General features: G+C 67.7%; 11 protein-coding genes. 3 read left to right on the top strand and 8 right to left on the bottom strand.

Features of this window, described 5'->3' with window-relative positions; all coding sequences use genetic code 11:
* Positions 1-80 precede the first annotated feature (80 nt).
* From RIF23_RS03590 to deoC, 4 genes are read right to left on the bottom strand one after another with little or no spacing between them, the layout of a single operon-like run.
* A complete protein-coding gene (locus RIF23_RS03590; RefSeq protein ID WP_310910854.1) occupies positions 81-923 on the bottom strand; it encodes an AraC family transcriptional regulator in 843 nt (280 codons plus the stop codon).
* A gap of 32 nt (positions 924-955) precedes the next feature.
* The gene (locus RIF23_RS03585) at positions 956-1,864 is read right to left on the bottom strand and encodes an aldehyde dehydrogenase family protein (protein ID WP_310910853.1); all 909 of its coding nucleotides are present in this window, start codon (positions 1,862-1,864) and stop codon (positions 956-958) included.
* Entirely contained in the window at positions 1,857-3,302 is a 1,446-nt protein-coding gene (locus tag RIF23_RS03580) for an aldehyde dehydrogenase family protein (RefSeq protein WP_310910852.1), read from the bottom strand. The genes RIF23_RS03585 and RIF23_RS03580 overlap by 8 nt, the downstream gene beginning before the upstream one ends.
* A 26-nt stretch (positions 3,303-3,328) precedes the next feature.
* Positions 3,329-4,282: a deoxyribose-phosphate aldolase gene (gene deoC, locus RIF23_RS03575; protein WP_310910851.1), complete on the bottom strand. Its 954-nt coding sequence runs from the start codon at positions 4,280-4,282 to the stop codon at positions 3,329-3,331.
* Between the two features lie 103 nt (positions 4,283-4,385).
* Here deoC and RIF23_RS03570 point away from each other — a divergent pair, with 103 nt between their 5' ends.
* Both RIF23_RS03570 and RIF23_RS03565 read left to right on the top strand, forming a co-directional pair.
* The gene (locus tag RIF23_RS03570; protein WP_310910850.1) at positions 4,386-4,835 is read left to right on the top strand and encodes a GNAT family N-acetyltransferase; all 450 of its coding nucleotides are present in this window, start codon (positions 4,386-4,388) and stop codon (positions 4,833-4,835) included.
* Positions 4,836-5,010: 175 nt separating this feature from the next.
* On the top strand, positions 5,011-5,739 hold the full coding sequence (locus tag RIF23_RS03565) for a PaaI family thioesterase (RefSeq protein WP_310910849.1): 729 nt from the start codon (positions 5,011-5,013) through the stop codon (positions 5,737-5,739).
* 1 nt (position 5,740) lies between these two features.
* Here RIF23_RS03565 and RIF23_RS03560 read toward each other — a convergent pair whose 3' ends face one another.
* Positions 5,741-6,058, bottom strand: coding sequence for a CU044_2847 family protein (locus RIF23_RS03560; protein ID WP_310910848.1), 318 nt, complete (start codon positions 6,056-6,058; stop codon positions 5,741-5,743).
* 299 nt (positions 6,059-6,357) lie between these two features.
* Between RIF23_RS03560 and RIF23_RS03555 the strand changes: the two genes are divergently transcribed.
* Positions 6,358-6,630 carry a DUF397 domain-containing protein gene (locus RIF23_RS03555; RefSeq protein ID WP_310910847.1) on the top strand — a complete coding sequence of 91 codons (273 nt, stop codon included), beginning with the start codon at positions 6,358-6,360 and terminating at the stop codon, positions 6,628-6,630.
* An 8-nt stretch (positions 6,631-6,638) separates the two neighbouring features.
* Here the strand turns inward: RIF23_RS03555 and fxsT are convergent, their stop codons facing one another.
* From fxsT to RIF23_RS03540, 3 genes are read right to left on the bottom strand one after another with little or no spacing between them, the layout of a single operon-like run.
* Positions 6,639-11,375 (bottom strand): FxSxx-COOH system tetratricopeptide repeat protein, encoded by a 4,737-nt coding sequence (gene fxsT, locus RIF23_RS03550; RefSeq protein WP_310910846.1) that lies wholly within the window; start codon positions 11,373-11,375, stop codon positions 6,639-6,641.
* Positions 11,372-12,481, bottom strand: a complete 1,110-nt coding sequence (locus tag RIF23_RS03545; protein WP_310910845.1) for an AAA family ATPase — start codon at positions 12,479-12,481, stop codon at positions 11,372-11,374. Before RIF23_RS03545 ends, fxsT begins: the two co-directional genes overlap by 4 nt.
* 34 nt (positions 12,482-12,515) lie before the next feature.
* Positions 12,516-14,501: a VMAP-C domain-containing protein gene (locus RIF23_RS03540; RefSeq protein ID WP_310910844.1), complete on the bottom strand. Its 1,986-nt coding sequence runs from the start codon at positions 14,499-14,501 to the stop codon at positions 12,516-12,518.
* Between the last annotated feature and the right edge of the window lie 123 nt (positions 14,502-14,624).

Here is a 14,624-nt window from a genome sequence, read left to right as displayed (position 1 = left end):
CATTATTGCGCTCCCCGGGCGGCGTCCCGGGATGCCACCCCACGTGTAGCCACGCGGAGTGGCCCCGGCCATGCGCTCATTCACCGCACCGCGCGCACCCCGCGTTGGTAGGCCGCGGGACCCACACCCACTGCGCGTTTGAAGTGGCGTGTCAGGTGGGGCTGGTCGGCGAAGCCCACCTGTATGGCAACGTCTCCGGCGGCCACGCCAGCGGCGAGCAGACTGCGGGCATGCTGCACCCGCAGCTGGTTGAGATAGGCGTGCGGTGGCAGCCCGTAGTCGGCGCGGAACGTCCGAACCAGAGCATACGGGCTCACCTCGACCATGGCAGCGAGCGTATCCAGTCGGGGCGGATCAACGAGCTGGCCGTGCAGGAGGTCCCGAACCTGCGCCGCCAGAGCAGCGGGTGCCGACGTGGACGTGGCCGTGTGCCGGGCCGGCCGGGAATGGCGGAGCAGGAGGGCGCTGACCACCGCACGCAGCAGGGTGGAGGAGGCTAGCTGATCGCCGTCTTCTGCGGCTCGGTGCGCCTGGCGGAACCGGACAGCCAGGTCCGTATCCCGCAGCGTGGGCATTCGGAAAGCCGGTGTCCCCCGGATGCCGTTCTCCCGGGCGATCGTGGTCACGAGCTCCACACTGGGATACATCACCCGGTAACTCCACCCCGTGGGGACGCCCGCGTGCCCAGTGTGCACCACACCCGGCTCCACGACCGCGAACTCGCCGGCACCGACCCGGTGGGTCTGCCCATCGTAGAGGTACTCCTCGACACCGGCCTCGACCAGTGCCACGGTGTAGGTTTCGTGGGTATGCCGGTTGTAGCGGTGCCGTACGAACCGGGCGGTGAGCAGATCCACGTCGGGCAGTCCCGGGCTGCGCCAGAATCGGGCGTACTCTGCGGTACTGTCGGCGTCGATGGCCATGCTTCCACCCTAGCCGCGACTGGTGGGCGTCCTCAGGTCCCCAACGGCTGCCAGACGGTCTTGGTCTCCATGAACGGTCGGATGCGCGATAGGCCGGGATCGGCGGTGAAATCCTCGCCCGCGATCGGGTGCAGGATGCGGGTTAGTGTCGTGGCGGCCGCCGTGGCGAGGTCGGCGGTCTGCGTGCCTGCCCCACACAGGTCGAGTCCGTCCAACTCCTCGTGACTGGCTAGGGGCGGGGCGAGTTCGCTGGTGTGTCCGGTCAGAATGTTGACCACGCCGGCGGGAACATCGGCCGTGGCCAGGACCTCACTCAGGCTGACCGCCGGTATGGGAGCCGGTTCACTGGCCAGCACGACCGCCGTGTTGCCGGCCGCCAGAACCGGGGCCAGAACCGAGACCAGACCCAGCAACGGGTCCTGCTGTGGAGCGATCACTCCGACGACCCCGCATGACTCGGGACGGGAGACATTGCCGAACGGTCCGGACACCGGGTTGGTGCTGCCCAGCACCTGGGCGATCTTGTCGGTCCAACCTGCGTAGTAGACCCACCGGTCGATGCTGGCGCTGACCCGCTGTCCGGCGCGGGTGCGCCCCAGCCCGGTCGCCTGCGTCAGTTCCTCGGCGAACTGGGCACGTCGACCCTCCAGCAATTCCGCGACCCGGTACAGGATCTGGCCACGGTTGTGGGCGCTGCGTCCGGACCAGCCGGGCCAGGCCGCGCGGGCGCTGGACACGGCGTCGCGCACGTCCTTGCGGGAGGCACGTGCGGCATTGGCCAGATGGACTCCCGTGGACGAGGTCACCGCATAACTCCGGTTCGACTCCGAGCGGGGGAACGCGCCCCCGAGGTAGAGTTTGTGGGTTCGCCGGACGGCCAGGCGTTCCGCAATCGGGTCCGGGGACTCCGAGGTCGATTGTTTCCTGCTCCGCTCAGCCATTCAGGTACGCCTCCAGACCGTGCCAGCCACCCTCGCGCCCGTAGCCCGACTCCTTGTATCCGCCGAACGGGCTGGCCGGATCCAACTTGTTGAAGGTGTTCGCCCAGATCACTCCGGCTCGCAGCCGCTCGGCAGTCCAGGCCAGCTTCGACGACTTCTCGCTCCACACCCCGGCGGACAGGCCGTAGGCAGTGTTGTTCGCCTTGGCCACCGCTTCCTCGGGGGTGCGGAAGGTCAGCACCGAGAGCACCGGCCCGAACACCTCCTCCTGGGCGATGCGGTGGGCCTGGGTGACTCCGCTCAGCACTGTGGGTGGGAACCAGTAACCCCGCTCCGGGAGGGTGCAGGGTGCGGTCCAGCAGTCGGCGGCCTCCTGTGTGCCAACCTCGGTCAGTTGCCGGATCCGGTCGAGCTGTGCCGCGGAGTTGATCGCACCCAGGTCGGTGTTCTTGTCCAGGGGGTCGCCGACGCGTAGCAACGAGACCCGCTCCTTGAGGGCGGCAAGGACCTCATCGGCCACCGATTCCTGTACCAGCAGCCGCGATCCGGCGCAGCACACGTGGCCCTGGTTGAAGAAGACGCCGCCGACGATTCCCTCCACGGCCTGGTCGAGCGCCGCGTCGTCGTAGACGATATTGGCGCCCTTCCCGCCCAGCTCCAGAGTGAGTCGGGTATTCCTGCCCGCCAGGCTGCGCGCGATTTCCCGACCCACAGCGGTGGAGCCGGTGAAGGCCACCTTGTCCGCGTCGGGATGGTTCACCAGTGCCTGTCCGGTTTCCTCCGCGCCGGTCACGATGTTGACCACTCCCGGTGGCAGGTCCACCTCCTGGCAGATGTCGGCGAAGGCGAGCGCGGTCAGCGGGGTGGTCTCCGCCGGTTTGAGGACAACCGTGTTGCCTGTGGCCAGTGCCGGTGCGATCTTCCAGGCCAGCATCAGCAGCGGGAAGTTCCACGGAATGACCTGGGCCGCAACCCCCAGGGGGTGGGGACTGCCACCCGGCGTGGCGAAGTGGAGCTTATCGGCCCAGCCCGCATGGTAGAAGAAGTGGGCCGCGGCCAAGGGCAGGTCGACGTCGCGGCTCTCCCGGATCGGCTTGCCATTGTCCAGGGTTTCCAGGACAGCCAATTCCCGGGACCGCTCCTGCACCACCCGGGCGATGCGAAACAGGTACTTCCCGCGCTCCGCGGCGGGCATGGTGGACCATACCCCCGTACTGGCGCGACGCGCCGCGGCCATCGCACGGTCGACGTCGGCCCGTGTGGCCACCGCAATGGTGGACAGCGGTTCGGCGTCGGCGGGGTTGACGGTCGTGATGTGGTCTTCGCCTTCGGGCGCCACGAACTCCCCGTCCACGAACAGTCCGTAGCTGGGCGCGACTGACGCGACAGATCGATCCTCGGGCGCGGGTGCGTAGCTGAGGATGGGGTCTTCGGCCACGGTAGTCTCCTCGGCTGGTCGTCGCCTCAGTCCAGGGTGAAATGGTGGGCAGCGGGATAGGTCCCGGTTCTGAGCCGGGTTCGTTGCATGAGCAGATCATTGAGCAGGCTGGAGGCGCCCAGACGGAAGTGGGCAGGGTCGAGCCAGTCGTTACCAGCGATTTCCTGGACCAAGACCAGGTAACGGATCGCGTCCTTGGTGGTGCGAATTCCACCGGCCGGCTTGACCCCGACCAAGCGTCCGGTGCGTCTGCGGTAGTCCCGGACGGCCTGGAGCATGACCAGGGTCACCGGCAGTGTCGCCGCCGGGTTCACCTTGCCCGTCGAGGTCTTGATGAAGTCGGCTCCGGAGTCCATGGCCAGATAGGAGGCCCGGCGCACGTTGTCCAGTGTGGCGAGCTCGCCGGTCTCCAGAATCACCTTGAGGTGGGCGGAACCACACTCCGCCTTCACGGCCGCGATCTCCGCGGCGACCGTGCCGTAGTCGCCGGCCAGGAACGCGCCCCGGTCAATGACCATGTCGATCTCGCTCGCTCCGTCAGCGACCGCGCTGCGAGTGTCGGCGAGCTTGGCCTCCAGTGGTGCCCGGCCGGCGGGAAAGGCGGTTGCGACCGAGGCCACGGCCACATCGCTGCCCGCGAGCGCCGACACCGCGGTGCTGACCAGGTCGGGGTAGACGCACACGGCAGCGACCGGCGGGGCCGACGGGTCGGCCGGGTCGGGCCTTCGGGCTTTTCCCGCAAGCGCGGCGACCTTACCCGGGGAGTCGGCTCCCTCCAACGTGGTGAGGTCGATCATCCGGATCGCCAGGTCGATCGCCCGGGACTTGGCGGAGGTCTTGACCGAGCGCGTGGCCAGATCCGCGGTCCGCTGGGCCACCCCCGCCTCGTCCACACCGGGCAGGGCGTGCAGTCGCGTTCGTAGCCGCGCCGTGGACACCCCGACATCCGGGTTCGCGGCGGCGGAAACGGTCTCGCTCATCGCGGGCACCTCACTGACTGGATGGCTGCACCGGACCGTTGCCCCTGTGTCGCAGCTGCGACGGTCCGGTGGATCGGCCCGGATGCTGGGCTAGGCTCCTGGCATGGCTGATCCAGGGTCCACAGTAACCATGGTGCGGAACCGGCGGGAGCACGCGATGGCCTTCGCGATCCGTGGCGCGGTCTTTGTCGCGGAGCAGGGGGTTCCCGTCGAGCTGGAGTGGGACGATGCGGATGACGCCGATACCACCCGGCAGATGCTGGCCTGGCACGCCACGCAGCCAGTGGGCGTGGGACGGATTGTTCTCGGGCCCAGCGCGGGTGCCGCCCGGATCGGTCGCCTGGCGGTGCTTCCCTCCGCGCGCGGTCGAGGGGTCGGTGCCGCCTTGGTTCGGGGCCTGGAGGACCTCGCGCGGGAGCGGGGCTTCGGCATGGTGGAGTTGCACGCCCAAGTGCAGGCACTCGGGTTCTACGAACGCCTGGGATATGCGGTCGACGGTCCGGAGTTCGACGACGCCGGTATTCCCCATCGACGGATGTGGCAACGGCTGTAGCCGTCTCTGCCCTGGAGCGTGGCGAGGTTCACCGCCGCGTGGCTGGTCCTCGAGCTGGACCTCGGCCTAGGCTCGCTGGGCGGGGACACTGGCGTATGTGTCACCCCAAATGCTACTGCCGAGTAATATTCGGTAGTAGTGTCCAGCCACGCCACGACGGACGGAACGGGAACCCATGACGCTCGATGCCAGCCAGGCCAGTACGACCGAGAACGGCTCCGGAACACTCGACCCGGCCGCCTTCGGGTTGCCGGTGGTGGCTGACGCCGAGATTCCCGCAGAACTCCATGAGCTTGTCGCCGGGATGCGGCGGTTGGTCGATGTGGTGGCTCATACGGGGGCGCCGCCCGAGCGGCTCGCACATGCAAGCACGATCGTCACCGAGCTCGCCGACCAGTTGGATATGGACCGGCGCGAGATCGGGACGATGTTGCGCCGGGACTACCCGGACGCCAGCGCGGAATACGGGACCGTCACCAACGTGGTCACCGGGATCACCAATCCTGCGGCACCACCGCTGGAACTGAAGCGCCACGAGGCCGGCGAGGAGACCCCGGCGGGCGTGTCGGCAGCCATCACGCTCGGTGGCGTGTACCAGGGGCCGCCAGGTCTCGTTCACGGTGGCTGGATTTCGGCGATGCTGGACCAGGCCCTGGGGGAGGCCGCGTCCGCAGCGGGTATGCCCGGGCTGACCGCCCACCTGGAGGCCGACTACCCGAACCCGACTCCGTTGTTCACCCCCCTCACCATCAGGGCATGGGTCACCGGAAGTGAACGCCGCAAGGTGTTCGTGCGTGCCGAGATCCGTAACGGTGATCAGGTTACGGCCCGGGGGAGCGCGATTATGGTGCAGATCCTGCCCACACTCGCAGCCGGCGGGGACGCCACGCAGCGTTCGACGTGATTCAGGCCTCGGTACGCCAGGTGAGGGTGACCTTGATACTACCCTCGCCACTGGCCCGGGCGATGTAGACCGCGGCCTCGGCATTGATCTTGACTCCGAGTTCGACCTTCACCTCGGCAGGACGGAACTCCGGGTCGGACAATTCGGCAGCCACCCCGCTGGCGACCTGGCGCACTTTTCCCAGAACTCTCTCGAAATTATGTTCCGCATAGCGCATAACATCGCGGCCGCTCGCGTCCATGATGGTGCTATTACTGGTGGAGCACTCGACGAGGATGGTGTCGCCCTGTTCGGTGCCAAACTCGATGATCTCTGCCACAGTTGGTTCCCCATCTCTGTGACTGGTTGGGTCCAGCCGTCACGCGGGTCCGGATCAGCCTACGCCCCAGGCGATGCCGTGGCCAGTAGCTGACGGGATGCATTCGGTGCACGTCGGGATATTCACCATCGCATTCCGCTGATCCCGCCGATTGGTGGACTTGTTGTCTCCAGGAAACATGGATCGGGAACGTCCTGGGGATATATGAGACTGCGAGGATCGTTCCGGACACCAAGGAATGGCGCGTGTCCGGACAACCCATCGTGGTCCGAGGGTCCCCACAACAGCGAGAGTGCTGGATGAATACTGGTCACACGGTTTCCGAACCGGGCTCCCGAACCTGGGCCGCTCGGCGCTCCTCGGTTCGCTCTGCGGGCTTGCTGTATGTTGGGCAGAGGTGGCTCAAGTCCAGCTACAGTGAGGCCGCCTCGGGGTGCCTCCAGGTGCGGCATTGTCAGCGTGGCTGGTTCTCCCTGCGTGACTCCACGACACCACACGGGGTGTCCATCTGGCTGGGGAGTACCGCGTGGGTGGAGTTCGTCGTCGCTGTGCGTCGGGGAGAATTCGGCTGAATCCGTGTCTAGAGACCGGTGAGGAAGATATCGCAGTTGGCGCGGCGCCCCTCGGCGGTCGCCACGGTCGCCGGATGCTCGGGGCCGAAGACAGCCTGGTAGTTCCGGTGAACCTCGCTCAGTTCCGTGGTGTCTGCGTCAATCTCCTGGCGGTCGAGGGCGAGATTGCGGCGTGCCGCCAGCGTCAGCGGGTGATCGGAGGTCAGCAGTTCCCGACACCGGCGCGCCACGTCCTCCCCAAGCTCGATCGCCTCTCGGGTGTCGCCGGAGTTTCGCAGATCACTCGCGCGGTTCACGTCGCAGGCAAGGGTGTGGTGGTGATCCGTTCCCAGTCGTAGCGCCAGAATGGACCGGGCTTCCTCATTCACCTCCCGGGCTTCGTCGAAGCGTCCGTGCTGACGCAAGACCACCGCGAAATTGACCGCCGCGCCGGCGTAGTGCGGATGGTGCGGGCCGTACAGGGCGCGCAACCGGCGGTGCACTTCTTCGGACAGTTCCAGGGCAGCGGTGTGCTCCTGGGTGACCCGCAGCGCCACGGCATGGCAGCTCGCAATGATCATCGTGTCCGGAGCGTCGGGTCCGATGCTGTCCAGACTGTAGGACCAGGCCTCCTCCGACAGGGTCCGACTGCGTTCCAACTGCCCGGTCCGGCGTTTGGCCACGGACAGGGAGGCCAACACACTGAGCCGCCCCGGCGCGTTCGGTTCGCGCAACTGGTTGAGGTCACGAACCAGCTGGTCCAGCTCGGACTCCGCCTCGGCGTAGCGTCCCGACTCCATGAGCGCGATCCCGTGCTGGTGCCGTGCCGCATTGGTGCTCTCATGCTCCGGGCCCACCATCTCCTGTAGGCGTTGGAAGTTGTACCAGGAGATCTCCATTCCCTCCTGGAACTGCCCGATCAGGCGCAGACCCAGAGCGTGGACATGCGCCGCCTGGAGCGTGTAGGGATCGTCCCTTCCGAACTGTCGGGTGTGTTTGGCCAGCACGTCCGCACTGACCTCGACCGCACGGTGGAACTCGCCGAGATTACGCAGATCCCAAGCGAGCAGCCGACTGGCGTCCAGGGTTTCCTCATCGTCGGCCCCCCGAGTTTCGGCGAGGGTGTTCACCGAGTTGGTGCACAGGTCGTAGGCGTCCTGGAACTTGCCCAGGTAGCGCAGGATCCGTGCATGGGCGAGGGCCGCACGCACGGTCTGGCGATGCTCCGGTCCCAGCTGCTCGCGCCAGCGGGTCAGGGTGTACTGACCCAACTCGTAGCCTTCGTTGTAGGCTCCCCAGAGCCCGAGGAACCGGATCTCGCCGATGACCAGCTCCCGCGCCCACGCGATATCCGAATCGACCATGTCGGTTGCCCGAACGTGCGGAAGCAGCTCCGTATAGCGGGGCCAGTCCGCGGCCGAGCTCGGATCCCCCGGGTTGAGATTCGCCAACAGCATGTGCGCCGCCCGGCGCATGGCGGTACGTTCCTGCTGCGACATGGGCTGTAGCACCGCGAGCTGCACCAGCTGGTGCAGCTGGAAGGACTCGTTGCGGTGGTCGAGCTTCACCAGCGCATACTTGTCCGCGGCACGCAACGCACGCCCCAGCTTGATGGGGTCGGAGAGTAGTTCATGTAGCTCCGATGGAACGTCGACATTGCGTGCCCCATAGAACAACCGACGCGGTACCGGCTGTGGAGCCAGGAATGCGCACACCCGAAGCAGCTGGAGCGCGGCGGGGTTCGTGTCGGCCAGCCGATCCAGGGAGAGGTTCATCGTGGCGACGACCGAGGAGTGGTGCTCGGATCCGGCCTCGTTCAACAGCTCCACGGACTTCTCCTGGAACAGCCGCAGCCAGTCTTCGGGATCCATGAGGGTCTCGGTCAGCCAGACTGCGGTCTGTTCCACCGCCAGTGGAAGATCCCCGAGGCGTTCGGCGATCCGGTCTGCTGTCTGTTCGCCCAATCCGGCCGGGCCACGCAGACGCAGCAGTTCCAGACTCTCCGCACGCGTGAACACGTTCACTTCCAGGGCGCTGTTGCGATCCCGACGCCATTCGGCCTGTCGTGAGGTGACCAGCACCTGTCCCGGGCCGTCCACCGGAATGAAGGGATGCACGGAGTCGGGGGAGCCGGCGTTGTCGTAGACAAGGAGCCAGTTGTCGTAGGGCTCCCCGAGTCGTAGGGCCTCCAGGATCGAGCGGACGGCGGTGGCGGCCTCACTCGATCCGGGGAGGCGGAGCCGCGTGGCAAGGTCCGCCAGCGACTGTTGGATCTGTGCCGGGCTGTCGGCGGGGATCCACCACACCAGGTCGTAGTCCTGGCGGTGCCGGTACACGTACTCCAGGGCCAGTTGGGTCTTGCCGACGCCACCCATGCCCTGGAGCGAGGTGGGAACGACGGCCGTCGTTCCCTGCTGGAGTCGCTCGTGCAGCAGCTCCAGCAAATCCGAACGTCCGACGAAACTCGTGTTGCGCGGCGGGATCTGCCCCCACACCGGGGGTGGATAGTCGGGGCCGCGTCGGGGCTGGGTAGACACCTGGGCGGGGGACGAATCAACCACGCGGGCTCCTATCAGTTCCGCAGGGCCGGCCTGGGGCAATGCGGCGGGGGCAGCCGCAGGGACCGGCTCGCGCACAGCGTTCGAGGGGGAATGCACACCGTGCCCAGGTCGGTCTGCGCCGGTGTCGGGGCTGGAATGCGTGGGTGCGGCCCCGGAATCCACGTGTGGATCCGGGGCTCGCCCGTCCACGGTTGTCGACCCTATGTTATCGGGAGGCGACTCTGCGGCGTTGTCGGAGAATTCGGGGTGCGTGTCGCCCCGGACAGCAGCCAGGTCGGCAACGGCATCGCGGTAGGGGCCGGACAGGGCCTGAAACGCGGCCAGAACCGCATGGACCACCGAATCGGGGACCCTGTCCACCCCGGTGCTGAGCTCGTGCCGGTCGCGAGGTGCACACAACGCCGAGTGCACACGGTGTAGCCAGGGAATCCGCAGCGACATCTGCGTGCAGGCCAGGTCCAGGGCCGCAATGGTCTCGGAACGCCGCCCCCCAACCGTCAGCAGTTGGTGGCGTACCCCCGGGTGGAAGTCCAGCCAGATCTCCTCCGGACCCTGCTGTGGTGTCGTTCCGGCCAGCTGGTACACGAGATCACCCGCGATTACCTCGCTGAGGTCACTGGCACCGGAGCTGGGAAGGAGCCGCTGTTGCACCACGTGCATAACGTCCAGGGAGAGCGGCACGGCCGCCAGCAGCACCGCGAGTTCGAAGGCATTGGGTCCGGCTGTGGCCCGGAACCGGGCGACCCGCTGCGCCGCGGTTGGCTGCCCGGTGTCCGATCCGGACACCCCGGCAGTGCTGACGGATCCGTGGCCCAGCAGTGCAGCCGCCGGATCCACCTTCCCCCGGGCCAACAGACTCGGACCGTGGTAGCTCGTGGCCGCGGTGCCCCGAATCACGAACCGGGCCCAGCGATACAGTTGGTTCGGGTCCAGTTCCAACACCGGCACCGGGATGGCGTCCTCGGTGCGTTGCCGACGTCGGATCTCGTCCTCGTGGCTGTCCCCGTCCCCGGCGGCTGCATCGTCAGTGGGCAGCAACGCCTCCGCGGTATGGATCGGCTGGGCACGGGTGTGGTCGTTGCCCACGACCCCCGCTGGTCGTCCCAGGTGGCGGATTCTCCGCAGGGTGACCCGGTAGAGCTCCATCGCGGTACGGGGCCACTGGCTACGATCCAGAAGCTGGACGAGGGCCAGCGCGCAGTATCGCCCCCACTGTGCCAGCCACTGCTCCATCACGCCGGTGGTCCAACCAAGACCGACAGCGTCGGTCAGGACAAGCGTCACCTCCGTGTCGCCCGAGCCCGTCGCCGTGCCCCCCTGCGTGGGGCCCTCGCGGCCGAACAGATCCTGTGGCGCGATCTTCGACGCCCCGGTGGTGTGTGCCCCGGCGCTGCGGCCGGACCGCTCCGGGGACAGCCACAGATCCGTACCTGGCGGCTGACCTCCTTTGTCGGAGTCGAAGCGGAACACCCGCACCGAGCGGAACACGCGGAGTCCTACCGCCAGGTCCACGAACTCCGCCACGCGCTGTCGGTGCACAACCATGGTCGGAGTGTCGTCGACGAGTACGGTCAGTCGCAGGGCGCGTTCCCGCCCGCCACGAAGCTCTGGGATCAACGGTGCGCGTGCGGATGTTCCCGCCAAGGCAAGCGTCCGCTCCGCGAACCCCTCGGCTGTCGCCGCCTCGTCCAGGAGGCTGGAGTGTGCTGTGGCCTGCCACGAGCGGAACTGGCCGAGTGCCCACGGAAGGCTCTGATGCGGCGGTGCGTCCGGGGACGTGGCCGCGGGTGTCGGCACCCGGTGAGGTCCGTGGGTGGACTCAGCGGGCCACCCGGACGGTGGGGCCAAAAGGTGCTCCCCGTTCGTAAACTCCTGCTGCGCCCCGGCAGTGCCGCTGGGGTCGGTAGCGGTGTCGTCGCCCTGGTGCAGGGGTGGTGTCGCATCCGGGGACTCCTGGTCACCCGGGACGGTTCCGGTATGCGGATCTTCGGGGAGGTCGGCTGTGTCGCCCGCTCCCATCGAGGATGGGAGCGGGGACGGGGACATGACCATCGGGTCGGTGGGCTCGTCGCGGTGGGGCGCGGTCGCGTCTGGATACTGGTGGTGATGCAGCCACAGGGCGTCCGCGAGCTCCCACCAGGACAGCTGTGCGGAGTGGTCCCGGTCCGGATCCGGTGCGGAGTTCCACCCCTCGTGCCTGCTCACTCTGGGTCTGCCTCCGTAAGCCTCCGCCAGACGAGTTCCAGTACCCGCGTCAGCGAGTCCTCGTCCAATGATGCCCCGCCGGGGCGGCCACCGGCACTGGCCAGATAGACGGAGTTGAGTAGCTGATCCACGGACAGGCCAGCACCGTTGTGCCGGCGACGCACGAACTCCCGGATCAGTTCCTGTGGATGTTCGTGCAGGTGTGCGGCGACCATGTCGGCCAACTGTTCCTCGGTAGGTTCACGCATGCGGATCCGCAGGCACCGGCGCAGGAATGCGGGGGGAAACTCCCGTTCACCGTTGCTGGTGATGACGATGAACGGGAACGCCCGGCACGCCACCATCCCTCGATGCACCTCGACACTGCTGTCCGGGTCGTCGGTACGCACCGCGACCTGGGGGTGCATGTCGGCGAGACGCGTCAGCTCGGGAATCGTGTAGGAGCCTGATTCCAGGACGTTGAGGAGATCGTTGGCGAGGTCGACGTCACTCTTGTCGAACTCGTCGATCAGCAGCACCCGTGGCATGTCGTAGGGCAGCAATGCGGTCCCCAGGGGGCCCAGCCGCAGGTAGGATCCCAGGTCTTCTGTGGGCCTGGGATCCCCCGTGCCGTGGGAGGAGACCGCGGAGGACACGGACACGTCGTACAGGCGCGCGACCGGGTCATAGGAGTACAGGCCGTCTCCCAGGGAACTGCGGCTGGTGATGGGCCAGCGCAGCACCCGTCCCAGACCCAACTCCCGTGCAACGTGGTGTGCCAGGCTCGACTTGCCGATTCCCGGGGAACCGGTCACCAGCAGGGGCCGCCGCAGTAGCAGGGCCGCGTTCACCGCCTCCACCTCGTCGTCCGTGCGCTGTTGGACCGCCTGGTGGAACTCGCGGGTGACCGGGCCCAGAACCCGGGTCATCTCGGCGTGCCCCTCAGGGGGGTCCCGTAGGGGCGGCCCTCCGGAGAACCGGCGCCACGGGGGCGGGTCGGGAAGTGCCGCACGTACGTCGAAGAGGGGGCGAGGCTGGCCCGTGCCGCGGTAAATCCACCACTGGGGCCACTGGCGGTTGCCACCAGGGGCGCCTGTGGCCGCCGTGGACATCGACTCGGATGACATGGCAGGCCCTCCTACTGCTGTCCCGCGTCCACCCTTACCCGGCTGGGTCGTCGGGGCCGGGGGGACTGGCGAACCGGACCGAGTTCTCGACATCCGGTATCTGCGTCGGATCGTCATAGATCAGGGCGGCCTTGAAGGGATCGTGGTCCCCGCTCGGCAACGGTCGTGTCCGCGGAACCGCCGTGCGCTGCACACGTAGCTCCCTCGGCAGGGCGGCAACACCGGAGACCGCGTCATGGGCGTCTCGACTCCGCAGAATAGTGTTGCCGAGCCACCGACGAAAGCGGGTATCGCCCCGTTTCCGGGTGAGTGTGGACTCGTGCTGGGGAGTGACCCGCCACGTGATGACCGGAAGTCCGGCCCGCAGCGCGGTGAGCAGCTCCAGCTGGCCCGCTGTACGGTCGGGTGGCTCGGCGAGTACGCGTGCCACCATGCCCGGACGTGCCAGCTCTTCGGCGAGCAGGGACATGTCCTCGGTGCGTCGTGATGGCCAGGACACGCCCGCCTGCCCGGAGCACAGTTCATGCCAGTGCCTGCGCCACCGATGAGCGTACGGGCGGAACGCGGGGTCATAGCAGCGTTCCCAGCTCCGCAGCACGATCTCGAATCGCGCGCCCAGGCGCGGCCCCCGAACGTCATGTCCCTCCGGGATCCGCCAGTCGGGAATCGGTTCGGTCAGGAGCTCGAGCGGAAGGATGAACTCGAGCCGCAGCTCATCGTTTCCGAACCGGGCCAGGGTTGTTTCCGCCGCATGGACCAGCTCCAACACGTGGGAGCGCAGCTCCGGGTAGGGAACCTGGCGGGACTGACCTGCCTCGGTCTCGGGGCCGTGGTCCCGTGGCCCATAGCGCAGCCAGTGTGCGACCAGATACGTGCCTTGGGGTGACGCTGACTCGGGCTCCCCCGGGGGTGTCGTCCCTGCCGCGTCCAGAACCTCTGCTCGGATGATCAGCCACGCGGGGTTGGGCTGGGCTGCGGGGTCCCCCGGGGCCTCCGGCTGCTCCGCCGCCCTCGGCCTGCCCGCGCCGGAGCGGATCGCGGCCACATTGTCCCGGAAACGTGCATAGTCGGGATGCGTCTCGGTCCAGCGGTGCAGCACCCGCGCCAGGTCGTGACGTTGCAGGGCGATGTGTTCCACGAACAGCACGGTGCGCGGGGTGCCTTCGGGGGTGTCCGTCAGGTCCCCCAAGTGCTGTAGGGCCTCCCAGGCAGTACCGAGCCGGCGGGCATCCCGGACGGGGCGGCCGGCCAGGGCCGCGGTGTAACATGCGGCAACCTCGTCGAGGTCGAGTTCGCGCAGTTTGGAGTCCAGATGCGCATTGAGCTCGTCGAATCTATCCAGTGGGGCGGTGATGACATCCCCCTGTACGGCTGGAATCTCGTCCACCGGAATCATCCATCCGAGGTATGCGCGGTCGTCTGGACTGCGGAGGAAGCTGGTCAGAATCCCGACCACCGTTGCAGAACTGACGTCGACGACCCCACATCCACTCAGTCCGGATTCGAGGTCGGCCTCGGGGGGAAGCAGCATCAGCTGGACCAGTTCCGGGCTGTCCCCACCCGGACCGCGAATCACGGCGTGGGTGGTCAGGCCGTGCGGAAAGCGACGGGGAAAGCCGCGGGCCCGTACCCGAGTCTCTGGGTAGGCGTTGTATCTGCTGACCGGCCGCAATTTGGCCGGGGAAAGCTCGGCGGGAGTGTGCTCCAGTTGCAGGATGGCAATATCGCCGGGCCGCTGCCCCCGCGTGTGCCAGTACTGTGGCAGGACCGTGGCATGTGCCGACCACGAACCGGCGTAGGTGGGACTGTCCACCAGGACGCGACTTCCCGGGGCAGGCACCGGCAGGGGCGTGTCCCGGGGGACACGCGGACGATCCAGGGCGTCGTGGACAACGTGGGCGCAGGTTACAAGACGGTTGTCGGTGAGGAGGACACCGGCCCCAACCGGGGGCCCCGCTGGATCCGCGGGGCGGATGCGCACCTCCCAGCTGGACTCGGGGGAGAGGGCGGGAAGATCCACTGCGGCGAGGCCCCTTTCGTTGGAGGAAGGGGAGGGGTCACTACGTTGCCGAAACCCGCATCGGAGAAACTCGCTCTACCGATGGATACGTTATGGACACCCGTTACCACAACCCTCGATGAC

This window comes from Lipingzhangella rawalii, assembly GCF_031628175.1.
In the GTDB taxonomy this organism is placed as follows: domain Bacteria; phylum Actinomycetota; class Actinomycetes; order Streptosporangiales; family Streptosporangiaceae; genus Lipingzhangella_A; species Lipingzhangella_A rawalii.
Note: the sequence above shows the minus strand (reverse complement) of the source record. Positions and strands in the feature narration are given on the sequence as shown.